The sequence below is a fragment of the Flavobacterium humi genome (assembly GCF_004745595.1).
GTDB lineage: Bacteria > Bacteroidota > Bacteroidia > Flavobacteriales > Flavobacteriaceae > Flavobacterium > Flavobacterium humi.
This window is the reverse complement of sequence record NZ_SRLH01000002.1, coordinates 23,402-39,416: the sequence shown is the minus strand read 5'-3', so window position 1 is coordinate 39,416 and position 16,015 is coordinate 23,402. Positions and strand designations below refer to the sequence as shown.

The following is a 16,015-nucleotide window of genomic DNA, read 5'->3' as shown; positions in this document are numbered from 1 at the left end:
TACATATAAAAAGAAAGGGAAATACAATTGTATTTCCCTTTCTTTTTGTTTTAAATCTTTTCCTTAAGGTATTTCCCGGTTACCGAATCCTTGTTTTTTACCACTTCCTCCGGTGTGCCGAAAGCTAAGATCCTACCTCCGTTTTCACCGCCTTCAGGCCCCAGGTCAATAATATAATCAGCACATTTTATCATATCCAGGTTGTGTTCGATTACAATGATGGAATGCCCTTTTTCTATCAATGCCTCAAAAGAAGCCAATAATTTAGTAATGTCATGGAAATGCAACCCGGTGGTTGGCTCATCAAAAACAAATAATGCCTTGTCTTTTGTTGTTCCTTTGACCAGGAAAGAAGCCAATTTGATACGCTGGGCTTCTCCTCCGGAAAGTGTTGACGACGACTGGCCCAATTGTACATAACCCAAACCGACATCCTGTAAAGGTTGTAATTTCTGGGAAATTTTGGTTTGTTTGGTTGCCGTAAAAAACGTTAAGGCATCATCGATGGTCATGGTCAGGATATCGTCAATATTTTTGCCTTCGAAAGTGACTTCCAATACTTCTTTCTTGAAACGTTTGCCGTTACAGGTTTCACAAGGCAGCGAAACATCGGCCATAAAAACCATTTCGACATTTATCGAGCCTTCTCCCTTACAGGTTTCGCAGCGTCCGCCGTCCACATTAAACGAGAAGTGCTTGGCCTGGTAACCTCTGTTTTTGGACAGTTTTTCTTTGGCATACAAATCCCGTATGTCATCGTAGGCTTTGATATACGTTACGGGATTGGAGCGGGAACTCCTTCCGATAGGGTTCTGATCTACATATTCGATATGTTTTATATGTGAAAAACTTCCGGAAAGCTCGGAAAACTGCCCGGCTTTTTCGCCTACGCCTTCCAATTTCTTTTGCAGGGCCGGGAATAAGATTTTTTTGATCAGCGTACTTTTACCAGAGCCTGAAACACCGGTAACCACCGTTAAAACATCCAATGGGAACGTAACATCTATATTCTGAAGGTTGTTTTCACGGGCTCCTTTTATATCAATATGGTTTTTGAATTTCCTGCGTTTTTTCGGTACCGAAATTTCAAGTTTACCATTTAAGTATAAGGAAGTTAGTGAGTTGGACTTCAATATTTCTTCAAAAGTGCCCTGCGCTACAAGTTCTCCTCCAAAAGTACCTGCTTCCGGGCCGATATCGATAATCATATCTGCGGCTTTCATAATATCCTCATCATGTTCCACAACAATGACGGTATTGCCCAGGTCACGTAATGACAACAATACCTTGATTAATCGTTCGGTATCTTTCGGGTGTAAGCCAATGCTGGGCTCGTCCAGGATATACATTGATCCGACCAAACTGCTGCCCAGTGAGGTTGCCAGGTTGATGCGTTGCGATTCACCACCGGAAAGCGTTGCAGAATTACGATTCAAGGTCAGGTAATCTAATCCTACTTCCTGTAAAAACGACAAACGGCTGTTGATTTCAATCAATAAACGTTTCGCCACTTTCGTATCGTATTCGGATAATTGCAGGTCTTTAAAAAACAAAATCGTATTCTTGATGGACAAATCGACCAGTTCCGGCAGTGTTTTTCCGCCTACCTTTATATTATTGACTTCCGGGCGAAGGCGTTTCCCTTTGCAGCTGTTGCATTTTGTTTTTCCACGGTAACGGGAAAGCATCACGCGGTTTTGGATTTTATAGTTTTTCTCTTCCAGTTCCCTGAAGAAATCATTCAGTCCCTGAAAATAACCGTTTCCTTTCCAAACCAGGTCTTTTTGCTCCTCGCTGAGCTGGAAATACGGCTTATGGATCGGGAAATCGAATTTATGGCTATTGTTGACCAATTCGTCCCGGTACCATCCCATGCTTTCGCCGCGCCACGGATAAATGGCATTTTCATATATGGATAAGGCAGTGTTCGGAATGACCAGCTCTTCATCAATACCGATGATATTCCCGTAACCTTCACAAACAGGGCAAGCTCCGTAAGGATTGTTAAAACTGAATAAATGCACATTTGGTTCCAAAAACTGGATACCGTCAAGCTCGAAATTAGAGCTGTAGGTGTATTTTGTTTCTGAATTCAGTTCCTGTAAAAAGCACAAGCCCTTACCTTCATAAAATGCGGTTTGTACCGAATCGGCCAATCGGTTGAAAAACTCTTCGTCATCTTTTACAACAATCCTGTCAATAATAAGAAGGATGTCTTTATTATCAAGTGAATGCTGGTCAATTTCATCCAGGCGCACCATTTCATTGTTTACCAGGATCCTTGCAAAACCCTGCTGAAGCAATACTTTCAGCTTGTCTTCCAGTTTTCGTCCGGCTTCCAGGTGAATAGGGGCCAGGAGAAGCCATTTGCTGTCTAAAGCGAATGTTTTTATCGTATTGATGACATCGGAAACCGTATCTTTCCTGACTTCCAGGCCTGAAACCGGCGAAAAGGTCTTTCCGATCCGGGCATACAACAATTTCAGATAGTCGTAAATTTCCGTAGATGTCCCGACAGTCGAACGGGCATTGGTGGTATTCACTTTTTGTTCGATGGCAATGGCCGGTGCTATTCCTTTGATGTATTCTACTTTTGGTTTGTCCAGCCTTCCCAGGAACTGTCGCGCATAGGAAGATAAACTCTCCACATAACGGCGTTGCCCCTCGGCATACAACGTGTCGAAAGCCAGGCTTGATTTCCCCGAACCGGACAGGCCGGTAATGACCACCAGTTTATTCCGGGGGATGGCCACATCGAGATTCTTCAGATTATGAATCTGAGCGCCTTTGATTAGTATGTTTTTTTTGGGCTCGAGCGTTGAAAAATCAGTTTGCATATAGAAATATCAGTTTCCACAAAGGTAATGATTTCTTCTGTTTTTTTCGATGCCAAGCCTGTCCGGAAATTTTTTTGTAACTCTGTTTCTGTAAAAATAGTACCTAAATTATGTTAAATTTTAAGATAAATTTTGCATTTATGGAATAAATTACATTAAATTTGGAGTTCAATAACACTAAAAACGAAAGCTTATAACATAAAAATACTTTTTAAAGAGAAATTTCTCAAGATAAACCCAGAATCTAAAAAGTATTGTTATGGCTACGACTCAACTCCCAGACGCTTTATTGGTAAGGAATTATATTGATGGTGATGAAAACGCACTGGCAATTTTAATTAAAAGGCATCAATCTAAAATTTACGGATTTATTTATTCTAAAATTTTGGATAGAGATGTGGCTGATGATGTGTTTCAGGATACTTTTATCAAAGTGATCAAAACCCTGAAAAGCAATTCTTACAACGAAGAAGGAAAGTTCCTGCCATGGGTAATCCGGATTTCACACAACCTTGTCATTGATTATTTCAGGAAAAATAAAAAAATGCCGATGCACCGTGAGACGGAAGAATTTTCTATTTTCTCGATCATGACCGATAACAGCCCGAATATTGAAAGCAGGATCATTACCGAACAGGTAGAATCTGATTTGCTTCGATTGATTGAAGAACTTCCGGACGACCAGAAGGAAGTATTGGAAATGCGTATCTATCAGGACCTGAGCTTTAAGGAAATAGCCGATTTGACAGATGTAAGTATCAATACGGCTTTGGGCAGAATGCGATATGCGCTGATGAACCTGAGAAGAATAATTGAAAAAAACCAAATTATTTTGACGAATTAGGCAATATTCTTTTGGGAGGTTGCGTTATACTGAAAATAAAAATTCAAATGTATGGCAAAACTTTACACTAAAAAGAAAAAAGCAACCCCAAAAATGTTACCTAAAAAAGAAACAGTCAATTTTTTATTGAACTATTCTAAAGCATTAAGAATAGTAAAAATTGGTGATGTGAACTTTGAAACGATTGCAAATTAATTAAAAACGCCCTTTTATTGGGCGTTTTTTTTGTAATATTCTTTCAGGACAGAAGCCCGGCCAATGGTCTTGGTTATGATGTCTTTTTCCAGGTTCCAGCCCCGTGCCGGCGAATATTCCCTTCCGTACCAGATAATCTGAAGATGCAGGTCGTTCCATAATTCGCGCGGGAAAATGGCTTTGGCGTCTTTTTCGGTCTGGACTACATTTTTGCCGTTGGTCAGGTTCCAGCGGTACATCAGCCGATGGATATGGGTGTCCACAGGGAACGCAGGAACTCCAAATGCCTGGCTCATGACAACACTTGCCGTTTTGTGGCCTACGGCAGGCAATTCTTCCAGGGCTTCAAAACTTTGCGGAACCAGGCCATTGTGTTTTTCTATCAGGATTTGGGATAAACCGTAAATCCCTTTTGATTTCATCGGGGAAAGGCCGCAAGGTTTGATTATTTCCCTGATTTCTTCCACAGAAAGCTTAACCATATCATAAGGATTATCCGCTTTGGCGAAAAGCAAAGGCGTAATTTGGTTGACCCTGACGTCTGTACATTGTGCCGAGAGCAATACGGCAACCAACAGTGTATAAGGATCTTTATGGTCTAAAGGAATCGGGATCGTAGGATAAATTTCCTGTAACGAAGTAATAATAAATGCGGCACGTTCGGCTTTAGTCATTTTTAGTGTAATTTTGGAACGTAAAATAAATCAATTTCTATGGCAATAACAAAAATCGATAGCAATAGAAAAAACAACATTTAAAACAGGACCATGACAACATTACAAAAAGGAGATAAGGCACCACAGTTTTCCGCACTTGACCAGGATGGCAAGCCGCACACATTATCGGATTATGCCGGGAAGAAATTGGTGATTTTCTTTTATCCTGCAGCCAGTACGCCAAGCTGTACGGTCGAAGCCTGCAATTTGAGGGACAACTATGAGCGTTTTAAGGCCAATAATTATGAATTGCTGGGCGTGAGTGCCGATACGGCGAAAAAACAATCCAATTTTAAAGCGAAATTCGAATTGCCTTTTCCGCTTTTGGCAGATGTAGATAAGGTTATTATCAATGCATTTGGTGTTTGGGGACCGAAAAAATTTATGGGCCGCGAATTTGACGGTATCCACAGGACGACTTTTGTCATTGATGAAAAGGGAACCATCGAGGAAGTGATAGTCAAAGTAAAAACAAAAGAACATTCGGACCAGATATTGGGATAATGCTTGAAATTATTAAGGAAAAAATAAGGTTACAGAAAGGTTTCATCTGTAGTTTTTGATAAAAGACAGGACTCTTGTGAACCCGGTTTTTTTGTTTTTTTGAAATGTTGATAAGGGAAGAGAAGCTTGCAGGACAGATTATTTTTTAAAATAGGTTTTATATAGGTAAATATTTACAGAAATTCGTCACTATTATATAGGGTGTTCGTCACAAAGGCTTTGTTTTTAACAGTTTGTAGTTTCCGGTGCTTTTACATTTGTGCTTCTAACTTTAAAAAACAAAACGCATGAAAAAACAAAAACTCTTACAAACTGGAAAGCTTTTCCTGGTTCTTTTATTGCTTCTCAACGGCAGTTTATTCTCCCAGACATGGAATAATGTTGCTTTTTCGAATTATTACAATGTGGATGCTACAATCGACAATTCGGATAACATTTACAGCCTGGCAGATAGCAATACAGCAGAAACCCGGGTGGTAAAATACAATAGCATGGATGCTCAGGCCTGGGCCATTAACATTTCCTCCCATCTAATAATGTCAAATTACAATTCCGCTCATATTGCTACCAATAACACTAAAGTGTTTGCCGGAGGTTATTCGACATCAGGAGGCGGAGCAAAAATAATCCAGATGGATAATTCGAATGGGGGCAATATTTCAAACTGGGAATTATTGGGCAGTACTATTCCAAGTTACAATGAAATAAGGGATATTAAGATTGTTGGTAATGAAATGTATGTTTTAGGTCATTTTAATGGGACTTTAACCTACAACAACGGCGCTAACAGTTTGGTAACGAATACCATGCGCTCTATGTACCTGATTAAATATACCGTAGCTCCAAAAGCAGTTCTTTGGGTAAAAAAAGTCAATTGTACAGGCGGTTTTGAAGCAAGTTCTTTAGATGTAGATGCTTCTGGAAGTATATTCGTTACCGGCTTTTACAAAGGGACTATAACTTTCAACGACGGTTCGACAGATTTTAATTTTACGAATAATACTACTTCGGATGCTGCTTTCCTTGCAAAATTGACGTCAGCAGGAAACTACGATTCCGCATTCGGGCTTAAGCAGTTTTTTAACGGATCGTCCAATCTTGCCGGGTCAAAGTTTGCAGTAAATGCCAATGGCTTGAATAATACGGTTTATTTTTCGGTATTGGAGAAAGTATTCGCGTTTTCCAAAATCGGTTCGGGGCCTAATTTATGGACAAGGAGTTTCCCGATAAGCAGGAAAGTTGCGGCGATAGGAGTTAACAAATGTGGTGACGTTTATGTTTCAGGAATGGATTTAAACAGCCAAAAAACAATCTGTTCCGGAGATTTTTTCGCAGACATGCTAAACAAGAATAACGGGACTACGGTTTGGTCATCAGTGTCCACTTCCTGTCATTCGATAGGCAATAATCTGCTTTTCAATTCGACAAATAAATTAAAATCTGTAGGCGGTTATAAAAGCCAATCTTCGGATGTTATCGTTATTGACAATCAATTTACAACCAATTTAAGTTACGGAAGCTTTATTGGGACTTTTGATGACCAGCCTGTAAACAGCTGTTGTGATATTACGATCAGCCTTCCGGCCTCTATTTCAATGTGCGGCACCTTTAGCGCTTTGTGCGGGCCAACTCCTCCTGCCGGAAGCACTTATACATACCAATGGTGGGGACCTTCTCCTTCTAATAATAATTCGGTGTTATTAGGTACAAGTCAATGTTTTACCCCAACACAGCATGGGAATTACCTTCTGAAGGTTACCAATCAGTTTGGATGTACCGTATCCCAAACTGTAAACGTACTAAGCTCCATTCCGGCTCCACAGCTTGGAAATGATATCGTTATATGTAAAGGAGATGTATTGCCAATTATTTCCATAGCCAATCAAGGCTTTGAAAGTGGCCAATACACTATTAAATGGTACATCAATGGTGTTTTGGTCCAAACTGGAGGAGTAACGCTTCAGGTAAGCCCGTCGGCGAGTAGTACAGTGAGTGTTGTCATTTCAAAACCTGGATGTCCATCGGTTTCAGACGGAATTAAAATTACCATTAAAAACTGTGGGCCAACTGCTTGTTTTGTTTTGAAGAATATCCTTTCGGAAGCAAACGAAGATTCCAAGTACGGTCCTCAGCCTGTGAAAAAACTGTGTAAGGAAAGAGTTGAAATTGACGGCAGTTGCAGTGAAAATGAAACAGGTTATCATTTGCGTATCGCGGAATTTGATTTGATGAGCTGGAATTTCATACAAGATTATTACTCAGGTTGGGTAAACGGGACAGCCCAGGCACCGGCAACTATTAACCTGAATACTTTGATAGGAACTGCTTCGCCTGAAACAGGAGGGGTGAGCAGGACTTTCCTGACCAATAAATTATATGTTGTATGTTTATCAGTTGGGCCGGTTTGGAATTCAGCACCGCCACAATTCTTCAGAGTCGTTTCTTGTGCAAAAGGAGAACCGGAATTTGTTAAGGTAGATGCCCAGGATTTGGAAAGCAACGTGTTTTCTTCACTTGAAATCTTCCCTAATCCTACCAATGGAAAGGTTACAATCGGCCTGAACGGCATGCATGCAGAAGAAATATCGGTATACAATTCTTTAGGAGAAACAGTGTACAAGGCTAAAATCACAGAGAATGTACCAAGCGCCGGAATTGATTTGTCCGGATTGCCTTCAGGGATTTATATCGCTCATATTAAAACGTATGATGGGCAGGCCGCTGTAAGGAAAATTATTAAGAATTAAGATAAATGACAATACTAAAAAACCCAATTATGTATATAATTGGGTTTTCTTTTTTAGAATGTATTTCGGATTATTCTATTTTCTCTAATTTTTTATTGGTGTCATAACCAAAAAGATGGTCTTTTTTGATTAATTCAGCAATTCCTTCCGGAAGCATTTTTTCCCAACCCGGTGTTCCGTGGCTGATCATTTTAAGTACTTCACGAGAGAATATCTTAAGGTTTTCCCTGTCAAAATCAGTGATATCGATTACTTTTCCGTTATAGGCGAAGAATTTGTACAATTCCTTCATTCGTGGATGTACCTTAAGGTTTTGCGAATTCAGGATAGTTCCGTCTTCATCTTCCATCGGGTACAAAAGCACTTTTAAGTCACGATAGAACAATTTACCGAAAGCTTCAAGGATTCCGCCGCTTAAGTGACGATAATATTTCTCATCAAAAATATCGATAAGATTGTTGACACCCAATGCCAACCCCATTCTTTCCTTGGTATAATTGGAGAAATATTCTACCACTTTGTAATATTCCTGAAAGTTGGAAATCATCACGGTCTGGCCTAAAGAACAAAGCAATTCGGCCCTGTCCATGAAGTCCCTTTCGTCAATTTCCCCGTCAGAACGAAGGTTGGAAAGCGTAATTTCAAAAACCACCAGGGTATTTTCCCTTTTCACTTTATTCTCATCTACAAACATCTGAAGCGATTTCTCGTACATGTCCATGTTAACTTTCGTTACAGGGCGGAAACTACCTCGCAATGCCAGGATATTTTTTTTGTATAAGACAGCTGCCGGCAAGATGTTTTTTCCGTTAGGATCGAACATTACGGCGTCTGTCATGTTGTTTTTGACCAATTGCAAACTCATCAGGCGGTTGTCAACATCTGCAAAACGCGGGCCTGAAAAATTAATGGTATCGATTTCCAGCTGGTCCTTATCGATATGGTCGTACAAATAACGGAGCAATCTTTTTGGATCGTTGTATTTGTAAAAAGCGCCGTAAATCAGGTTCACGCCTAGTTTTCCAAGGGTTTCCTGTTGCAGCCTTGCATCGGTTTCCTTAAAACGGATGTGGATGAATATTTCGTTGTACGCCTCGTCCGGGTCAATCTGATATTTGATGCCCACCCAGCCATGGCCTTTAAACTGCTTGGCAAAGTCTATCGTCGCAACGGTATTGGCATAACTGAAAAACATTTTTGAAGGATGCTTGTCACGGCTCAAACGCTGTTCAATCAGTTCGACTTCATGGTTCAGCATTTTCCGAAGGCGGCTTTCGGTTACATAACGGCCGTCATCCTCGATTCCGTAAATGGCATCGCTAAAATCCTTGTCGTAGGCAGACATGGCTTTAGCAATTGTACCTGATGAACCTCCTGCTCTAAAAAAATGACGGACTGTTTCTTGTCCTGCACCAATTTCGGCAAAAGTTCCGTAGATATTATCGTTCAGGTTGATTCTAAGGGCTTTGTCTGTTATTGAAGGTATTTGTTCAATAACTTTATCTCCCTTCAGCGTAATTTCGTTTTCTAATTTTTTCATTATTGGGGTAAATACATTGCAAAGTTAATAAATTGCACCCTTTTACATCAAAATAATCTTTATTTTTGTGAAAAATAATTTAGTTGAAAGTCTATTTTTTAGGTACCGGGACCTCGCAAGGTATTCCTGTTATAGGGAGCCAACATTCCGTATGTAAAAGCCAGGATCCGAAAGACCATCGTTTGCGGGTTTCCGTTTGGGTGGAATGGGACGGATTTTCTTTTGTGGTAGATTGCGGGCCGGATTTCAGGCAACAAATGCTCACTTCGGGTTGCCAGCATATAGATGCTATTTTATTTACACACGAACATTCCGACCATACGGCCGGTTTGGATGATATCCGCCCGTTTTTCTTCCGTCAGGGCAATATCCCTATTTATGCCCATCAGCGGGTGCTTAAAAACCTGGAGAGGCGTTTCGATTATATTTTTGAGACCGAAAACAGGTATCCGGGTGCTCCAGGCGTTACACCAATTGAAGTCATAGATGGCAAGCAGCTGTCTTTTGGGGAAAAATTCGTGGAACCTATTGATGCCATGCATGGAAACCTTCAGGTCTTCGGTTACAGGTTTGATGCTTTTGCCTACCTGACCGATGTAAAACAGATTTCTCCCGTGTCTGTTGCGAAATTGCAAAACCTGGAAGTTTTGGTTATAAACGCCCTACGGGAAGAACCTCACGATACTCATTTTAATTTGCAGGAAGCACTTGATTTTATTGCGGTTGTACGCCCTAAAAAAGCCTATTTAACACATATAAGCCATATTTTGGGATTCCATGAAGAAGTGCAGGAAAAACTTCCTGAAAATGTATTTTTAGCCTACGATAATTTAACAATCACTATTTAAAATTCAATTGCACCATGAAAAAACTGGTTTTATACGGATTAATATTTTCTGTTCTGATTAATATTTTTCAGTTTATGTATTCTTCGAAAAAATTTCAATTCGATGAAGAAAGAGCAACGAAATTCAGGACCAAAATAAACGACAGCCTTACTAAAATCATTGCCGAAAAAGAAGAAGGCGATTATTTTTCGCTTGCCCATAATGATAAAGCCATTGATTACCTGGAAGCTTATGATGTAAACAAACTGATGCCTTTCGTAAAGGAAAAACTAATGGATTTAAATTCAAATCCTGCCGGGAACAAGCTCATTCCTTATGACGGTATGGTGATAAACAAAGTACGTTTCCTTAACCACAGATGGATTATTGCAGACTTTACCGGGCAAACCGGCTGGGGCGAAATAATTATCAAGTATTTTATGGAAAAGGACGGTTCCGTAACTTTTGAAACGGCAGAAACATTGCTGTATCCTCAAAATTAATAATTAAAAAAGGACTTCCAATCGAAGTCCTTTTTTTATTGACGTAAAAGCAATTATTTTATTACTGTTTGAATAAAAAGAAATAATACAAAATGACTTTCTCATTGGATACCTCGTCAAAACTCAACAATTTATAACCTGCGGAATTATAAACCTCTTTGCCTTCAAGCTTGCCTATCGAGTTACCCGAAGCATCATATATGGTTTTGCCGTCAAATCGCCCTAAAGTACTTCCCAAAGCATCATACACAGTATTGCCGTCCATTCTGCCTAAAGTATTTCCGGAAGCATCATAAGCGGTATTGTTGTCAATTTTTCCTATTGTACTGCCTTTGTAATCGTATACGTTTTTAGTATCGATTTTTCCCATTTTGCTGCCTGAAGCATTGTATAGTTGCTGGCTTTGAGCATTGAATGAAACCAGGAACAGGGCAATTATCCCTAAAATCTGTAAGTTCTTTTTCATATTTATTGTTTTAAAATTGGGGTTATTTTTTTAAAGATATGTATTTTATTGCAATAACCAATTTCTAAAGTCGTAGAAATTTTGGGGAGCAACACCGTGGCCTACCGGATATTCCTTATACACATTTTCAATGCCTAAAGCGTCCAGTACCGGTTTTGCCATACGGGCCCAGTCTACAGGAATTACCTGGTCTGCAGAACCGTGTGAAGCAAATATTGCCAGGTTTGAGAAATCATTGGCTTCAAAACCATCCTTCACGATTTCTTTATCGAAACAGCCGCTCATGGCAACTACCCTGCGGATTTTTTCAGGATAGGAAAGTGCAATCGCATAACTTAAAATCGCACCCTGGCTGAACCCGATTAAAGTAACATTTTCAGCATCAATTGGGTAATCGACAGTTAATTGATCAATGAAACCGGCTATCAGGTCGCGGGAATTCCGGGCCTGGCCCAAATCGGAAAATTTGTTTTGATCGGCATCAAAATTAATGGCGTACCAGGCATAACTCCCGTACATCAAATCGTACGGAGCACGGGCTGAAATAACATAATATTCCTCCGGTAATTCCGAAGCAAAAGAAAAAAGATCTTCTTCATTACTGCCGTAACCGTGCAAAAGCAGTAGTACCGGATTTTTGCCTACTATTGTTTTTGGTTCCCTAACCAAGTGGTGTAAAGTCATGATTCCTGTGTTCAATTTATTAAATATTTTTAAACCATTTCTGGAAAAGCGACCCCAAAAGCGGGATTGGCCTTAATTCTCCTCTGATGGCGCTGAAAATTCCGTAAGTCCATAAAACAGAAACGAAAATCCACATTGACATCGTAATCATCGGATTCCCAAAAGGCCCGATCAGGAGCCCTAATGCGATAAAAGTAATGGAAAGCCCCAAAGATTGCCTGATATGGAAAGAAGCAAACGGATTTTTGGTTTCAGAGTTCATGGATAAGGCGATTAAAACGCCAACAATTAATATATAGCTTGTTATGGCTGCCGTTTTCCCTTCTTCAATTTGATTTTGCATGCTGTATTTTTTAAGATAAGACTAATTTTCCCTGATTGTAAATCCCTATTACTTTTCCTGTTGTCTTCATTCCTAAAAAAGCGGAATTTTTAGATTTGGAGTGAATGTTTTCAAGGGTAAAGACAGATTCTCCTTCCGGATCGAATAATGTAATGTCAGCTTGCTGTCCTTCGGCGATGTTGTTTTTTCCCAATCCGAAAATCGCTTTCCCGGAAGTTAATTTTGCTACGATTACCGGGGTTGGCAGTACAGTCTGCAAGGCAGAGAAAGCACTTTCCAGGCCGATAGTCCCGTATTTGGCAAAATCGAATTCCATTTTTTTATGTTCGATGTCTATTGGATTGTGGTCTGCGGTAATACAATCGATGGTATTGTCTAAAACACCCGCCAGCAAAGCCTTTCTGTCTTCTTCGCTTCGAAGCGGTGGCAAAACCTTATACCGGGTGTCAAAACCTTCGATGGCAGTATCGTTCAATACCAGGTTGTGCACGGCCACACTGCAGGTTACCTGTAAACCTTTGGCCTTTGCCGCAGCAATCAATTCGACAGATTTGGCACTTGATAGGGTAGGGATGTGCAATTTTCCGCCGGTATATTCTAAAATGAACAGGTTGCGGGCAATAATCAATTCTTCTGCCAACGATGGTATCCCTTTGAGTCCCAATTGGGTGGAAGCGATTCCTTCGTGCACCATTCCTTTGCCTTTTATAGTATTGTCCTGTGAGAAAGCGATGATCAGCCCATTGAAATCCTGAGCATATTGCAGGCTAACTTTTAGTAAATTGGCATTGTCCAGGCTTTTGCCATAATCACCAAAGGCAATCGCCCCGGCGTTTTTCATGTCAAATAATTCTGCCAGGTCCGTGCCGTCGCTGTTTTTGGTCAGGGCGCCGATAGGATACAGGCTTGTTGCGAATCCTGCTGCTTTCTGTTTTACAAAATTGATTTGGGACTGATTGTCCAAAACAGGAAAGGTATTGGGTTGCAGCGCGATTCCCGTAAATCCTGAACGGGCAGCCGTTTGCAATCCGTTTGCGATGGTTTCGCGGTCTTCAAAACCCGGTTCCCCAAGCGAGACACTAGTATCGAACCAACCTTTTGACACATGCAGGTTAGGCACTGTAATTTCTTTAAAACCTTCAGCGCTTCCTATATTTGAGCCAATTTCTTCAATAATCCCGTTACTGATTTTGATGTCAGCAACCTGATTGTGGAATTTATTTTCAGGGTCAATAATCCGGGCGGCTTTGAGTATTACGTTCATTTTACAAATTTTTGAATGAGTATTTCAAGGAGAATAAATAGCAGTGTAAAAATAAGGAACCATTTCCAGGCCTGGCTGTCTGTCCTTTCTATCTGGATGGTATCGAAAAACGATTCTATACTGTCGATCTTGTTTAATTCATCAAGGACATCATCGCTGGGAAGCGTTAGGTTGCTTTCGTCCCGGTTATAATTGAAACTGATATTCCCGATGGCTTTCTTGTTTTGGATAATTTCGAAATTCCCGGCCAAAGTTGGGTTGTCATTAGAAGAAATCCTGATTTTGTCAGACATGACCTGCTGCATCGGGATAAATTCTTCAGTAGCGTTCTTTATAGAAACTATCATCTCGTCATCTGCTGATTTTGCAGCCACTAAAAACGGATCGGCGTTGCCTATGGTTTCATATTTGACACCGTTTTTATCCGCACTCAGCGCCATTTTATAAAAAGTAGGGACAATAAGCGGCGAGTTCTGGAAATTGCTGTTGGTTTTATTTATCGGTGCCGAAAAAACAAACAGGGATCCGATTTGTTGACGTATCGTGGTCAGGAAAGCACTTTGATCGTCGTAACTTATGGCCTGCGGATAATTGTTTTGGAGTGTAAAGGATTTCAATACGTTCGGGTATTGGAAATTCGTGATTTTCTTTTCAAAAACATTGGAAAACAAAGGGTTGGAAAAATTGATCTTCGTGATTTTCTTTTCCTGGCTTTGCAATCCCTGGAACTGGATCCCACCGAAATGGGCCAAAAACGAGTTCAGGTTCGTTATTTCATTTTCTTCCGAAGGGATGAAGACTACGTTGCCGCCTTTCTCCACAAAAGATTTCAAATTGGTCTGCAATGCGACAGGAATGCTCTGTAATTCGTTAAGGATAATGGCATCCTGTTTGTCCAACTGGCTGTAATCAAGTGTCCCGATGGTCGAATTGGCATACTTGAATTCCGGTTGGGTATAAATCCGTGAGAGGAAATTGCTTTTGTCATTTTCGCCAATGCTCAAAACATGGGTGGTTTGGGGTTTGGAAATGGAGAAATAGAGTGAATTATCGAAAGACAGACTATTGTCATCAATACTTATATACCCGTGGAAATCTTTTTTAGGGATGGTAAAATGAATTTTTTCCTTGTTTTTTTTCAGGTTCAGGATGGTTTTGGCAATCAATTCATTTTGGTTGTATACGGAAACCGGTATTGCTTTTTTCTCCTCCGAATTGGAAGAAAAGTCAACGCCTATTTCATAGAAATCATCCAGTGACTGCGACAGGTAAACACTGTCAATGGCCACATTTTTAAGCTGTTCAGCTTCCGGTATCACAAAATAGGTTTTGTTGTTTTGAGGGATGCCTTTGAGGTGGTTCTTATTCATCCCGATGGCGTCTGTAATAATGACGATGTCTTTGTTTTGGGCCGGATTCCTTGTTTTTATTTTGGTCAGGGCAGTTTCGAGAGAAAACGGAAGCGCGCTGTATTTTAGGTTCTGTAATTCTTTTTCAATGGCTTTTATGTTGGTATTCCAATAGCTTTCATTGTTGGTGATGATCGAAAAAGAGGTGTTTTCAGGAGTATTTTCAAGTAAATCCTGAACGGCACGTTTGAGTAATTCACCTTTTTGCCCTTTTGCCTGCATACTATAGGAATTATCTAGGATAACGAATAGTTCGTTGTTGGCATTGGCATTGTCTTTGGCTTTAAAAAAAGGCTGGGCAAAAGCGATAATCAAACTGGCCAGCAGCAGTAACCGGGTGGCAAGGAGCAGCCACTTTTTTATTTTGGAACTTTTCCGGGTCTGGATAGAGAGTTCTTTGAGAAGTTTTACATTGGTAAAAAATTCTTTCTTAAATCGCCGCAACTGGAATAAATGCACTAAAATTGGTATAACCAATAAGAAAAGGAAATACAGGATTTCGGGATGTTTAAATTGCATTTATTCGGAAAAGTTTACTTCACATGACTGTATTTTAGCATAGTTCAGTGAATTTCATTTGTCAAAGATACTATTTTCAGCTTATGTGTGGGATTATTTTTTTCGCTTCTTTTTATAAAATTCCTTGTCTGCAATATAAATCGTTTTTACGACTTCACAATATACAATATCACCCGTTTTGTTGGTAATAAAGGTTGTTTTTGGATATTCGGTTTCTTTGTTTTCCTGTACTTTGTTTCGAATGTCTTCGATTTCTGCAGTTGTAAATTCGAAAGAGGCATAGACATCTTCACGGGCCGGGCGTTTGAAACGGATGTGCGCACTTTTGTCCCAAACGATATAGTCTTCCTTAAAAAGGTACATCAGTTGAATCATCGGGATGGGATCTACGGCAGAAAACAGGCTTCCGCCAAATATGGAACCGATATAATTGCGGTTTTTATAACTTATCGGAATCTTGATCCGTACACTTTTCAGGTCATCCGAAACATATGTGACACGGGCGGTACTGCGGCGGTACATTGGGGAAAGGTTAAAACCGATTTTGAGCAAAGTGGATTCTTTGAGGAATTTCCTTGCTATTTTTGCTGCAGCTTGATACATCAGGATTGCATGTT

The 16,015-nt window shown here is 40.2% G+C and carries 15 protein-coding genes; 6 read left to right on the top strand and 9 right to left on the bottom strand.

Annotated elements, in window-relative coordinates; genetic code table 11:
- Window positions 1-50: 50 nt before the first annotated feature.
- Window positions 51-2,837, bottom strand: a complete 2,787-nt coding sequence (gene uvrA, locus E4635_RS03110) for an excinuclease ABC subunit UvrA (protein WP_135525166.1) — start codon at window positions 2,835-2,837, stop codon at window positions 51-53.
- A 259-nt stretch (window positions 2,838-3,096) separates the two neighbouring features.
- Here uvrA and E4635_RS03105 point away from each other — a divergent pair, with 259 nt between their 5' ends.
- Together E4635_RS03105 and E4635_RS15685 are read left to right on the top strand one after the other, a co-directional pair.
- Complete coding sequence (locus E4635_RS03105; protein ID WP_135525165.1) at window positions 3,097-3,681, top strand: RNA polymerase sigma factor; 585 nt, start codon at window positions 3,097-3,099, stop codon at window positions 3,679-3,681.
- A gap of 51 nt (window positions 3,682-3,732) precedes the next feature.
- On the top strand, window positions 3,733-3,876 hold the full coding sequence (locus E4635_RS15685; protein WP_169630190.1) for a hypothetical protein: 144 nt from the start codon (window positions 3,733-3,735) through the stop codon (window positions 3,874-3,876).
- 14 nt (window positions 3,877-3,890) lie between these two features.
- Here E4635_RS15685 and E4635_RS03100 read toward each other — a convergent pair whose 3' ends face one another.
- Window positions 3,891-4,550, bottom strand: a complete 660-nt coding sequence (locus E4635_RS03100) for an endonuclease III domain-containing protein (protein WP_135525164.1) — start codon at window positions 4,548-4,550, stop codon at window positions 3,891-3,893.
- A gap of 93 nt (window positions 4,551-4,643) precedes the next feature.
- Between E4635_RS03100 and bcp the strand changes: the two genes are divergently transcribed.
- Both bcp and E4635_RS03090 read left to right on the top strand, forming a co-directional pair.
- The gene (bcp, locus tag E4635_RS03095) at window positions 4,644-5,096 is read left to right on the top strand and encodes a thioredoxin-dependent thiol peroxidase (RefSeq protein ID WP_135525163.1); all 453 of its coding nucleotides are present in this window, start codon (window positions 4,644-4,646) and stop codon (window positions 5,094-5,096) included.
- A gap of 287 nt (window positions 5,097-5,383) precedes the next feature.
- Entirely contained in the window at window positions 5,384-7,843 is a 2,460-nt protein-coding gene (locus E4635_RS03090; protein ID WP_135525162.1) for a T9SS type A sorting domain-containing protein, read from the top strand.
- Between the two features lie 70 nt (window positions 7,844-7,913).
- Here the strand turns inward: E4635_RS03090 and E4635_RS03085 are convergent, their stop codons facing one another.
- Entirely contained in the window at window positions 7,914-9,383 is a 1,470-nt protein-coding gene (locus E4635_RS03085) for a TonB-dependent receptor (RefSeq protein ID WP_135525161.1), read from the bottom strand.
- Between the two features lie 83 nt (window positions 9,384-9,466).
- Here E4635_RS03085 and E4635_RS03080 point away from each other — a divergent pair, with 83 nt between their 5' ends.
- Entirely contained in the window at window positions 9,467-10,231 is a 765-nt protein-coding gene (locus tag E4635_RS03080) for an MBL fold metallo-hydrolase (protein WP_135525160.1), read from the top strand.
- A 14-nt stretch (window positions 10,232-10,245) separates the two neighbouring features.
- Window positions 10,246-10,713 (top strand): hypothetical protein, encoded by a 468-nt coding sequence (locus tag E4635_RS03075; protein WP_135525159.1) that lies wholly within the window; start codon window positions 10,246-10,248, stop codon window positions 10,711-10,713.
- A gap of 61 nt (window positions 10,714-10,774) precedes the next feature.
- Here the strand turns inward: E4635_RS03075 and E4635_RS03070 are convergent, their stop codons facing one another.
- The 6 genes from E4635_RS03070 to E4635_RS03045 all read right to left on the bottom strand — a co-directional run bounded on the left by E4635_RS03070 (window position 10,775) and on the right by E4635_RS03045 (window position 16,001).
- The gene (locus E4635_RS03070) at window positions 10,775-11,179 is read right to left on the bottom strand and encodes a 5-fold beta-flower protein (RefSeq protein ID WP_135525158.1); all 405 of its coding nucleotides are present in this window, start codon (window positions 11,177-11,179) and stop codon (window positions 10,775-10,777) included.
- Window positions 11,180-11,224: 45 nt separating this feature from the next.
- Window positions 11,225-11,863 (bottom strand): alpha/beta hydrolase, encoded by a 639-nt coding sequence (locus tag E4635_RS03065; protein WP_135525157.1) that lies wholly within the window; start codon window positions 11,861-11,863, stop codon window positions 11,225-11,227.
- Between the two features lie 19 nt (window positions 11,864-11,882).
- Window positions 11,883-12,206, bottom strand: a complete 324-nt coding sequence (locus E4635_RS03060) for a DUF4870 domain-containing protein (RefSeq protein ID WP_135525156.1) — start codon at window positions 12,204-12,206, stop codon at window positions 11,883-11,885.
- Between the two features lie 10 nt (window positions 12,207-12,216).
- Window positions 12,217-13,470 carry a dihydroorotase gene (locus tag E4635_RS03055; protein ID WP_135525155.1) on the bottom strand — a complete coding sequence of 418 codons (1,254 nt, stop codon included), beginning with the start codon at window positions 13,468-13,470 and terminating at the stop codon, window positions 12,217-12,219.
- Window positions 13,467-15,398 carry a vWA domain-containing protein gene (locus E4635_RS03050; protein WP_135525154.1) on the bottom strand — a complete coding sequence of 644 codons (1,932 nt, stop codon included), beginning with the start codon at window positions 15,396-15,398 and terminating at the stop codon, window positions 13,467-13,469. Before E4635_RS03050 ends, E4635_RS03055 begins: the two co-directional genes overlap by 4 nt.
- A gap of 93 nt (window positions 15,399-15,491) precedes the next feature.
- Window positions 15,492-16,001 (bottom strand): PaaI family thioesterase, encoded by a 510-nt coding sequence (locus E4635_RS03045; RefSeq protein ID WP_135525153.1) that lies wholly within the window; start codon window positions 15,999-16,001, stop codon window positions 15,492-15,494.
- Window positions 16,002-16,015: the final 14 nt, after the last annotated feature.

Excerpts from the sequence above, each read along its gene's own strand:
- E4635_RS03085 (WP_135525161.1), bottom strand. The coding sequence starts at position 9,383 with ATGAAAAAATTAGAAAACGAAATTACGCTGAAGGGAGATAAAGTTATT.
- E4635_RS03075 (WP_135525159.1), top strand. The coding sequence starts at position 10,246 with ATGAAAAAACTGGTTTTATACGGATTAATATTTTCTGTTCTGATTAAT.
- E4635_RS03060 (WP_135525156.1), bottom strand. The coding sequence starts at position 12,206 with ATGCAAAATCAAATTGAAGAAGGGAAAACGGCAGCCATAACAAGCTAT.
- E4635_RS03065 (WP_135525157.1), bottom strand. The coding sequence starts at position 11,863 with ATGACTTTACACCACTTGGTTAGGGAACCAAAAACAATAGTAGGCAAA.
- E4635_RS03055 (WP_135525155.1), bottom strand. The coding sequence starts at position 13,470 with ATGAACGTAATACTCAAAGCCGCCCGGATTATTGACCCTGAAAATAAA.
- E4635_RS15685 (WP_169630190.1), top strand. The coding sequence starts at position 3,733 with ATGGCAAAACTTTACACTAAAAAGAAAAAAGCAACCCCAAAAATGTTA.
- E4635_RS03050 (WP_135525154.1), bottom strand. The coding sequence starts at position 15,398 with ATGCAATTTAAACATCCCGAAATCCTGTATTTCCTTTTCTTATTGGTT.
- E4635_RS03070 (WP_135525158.1), bottom strand. The coding sequence starts at position 11,179 with ATGAAAAAGAACTTACAGATTTTAGGGATAATTGCCCTGTTCCTGGTT.
- uvrA (WP_135525166.1), bottom strand. The coding sequence starts at position 2,837 with ATGCAAACTGATTTTTCAACGCTCGAGCCCAAAAAAAACATACTAATC.
- E4635_RS03045 (WP_135525153.1), bottom strand. The coding sequence starts at position 16,001 with ATGTATCAAGCTGCAGCAAAAATAGCAAGGAAATTCCTCAAAGAATCC.
- E4635_RS03100 (WP_135525164.1), bottom strand. The coding sequence starts at position 4,550 with ATGACTAAAGCCGAACGTGCCGCATTTATTATTACTTCGTTACAGGAA.
- bcp (WP_135525163.1), top strand. The coding sequence starts at position 4,644 with ATGACAACATTACAAAAAGGAGATAAGGCACCACAGTTTTCCGCACTT.
- E4635_RS03105 (WP_135525165.1), top strand. The coding sequence starts at position 3,097 with ATGGCTACGACTCAACTCCCAGACGCTTTATTGGTAAGGAATTATATT.
- E4635_RS03090 (WP_135525162.1), top strand. The coding sequence starts at position 5,384 with ATGAAAAAACAAAAACTCTTACAAACTGGAAAGCTTTTCCTGGTTCTT.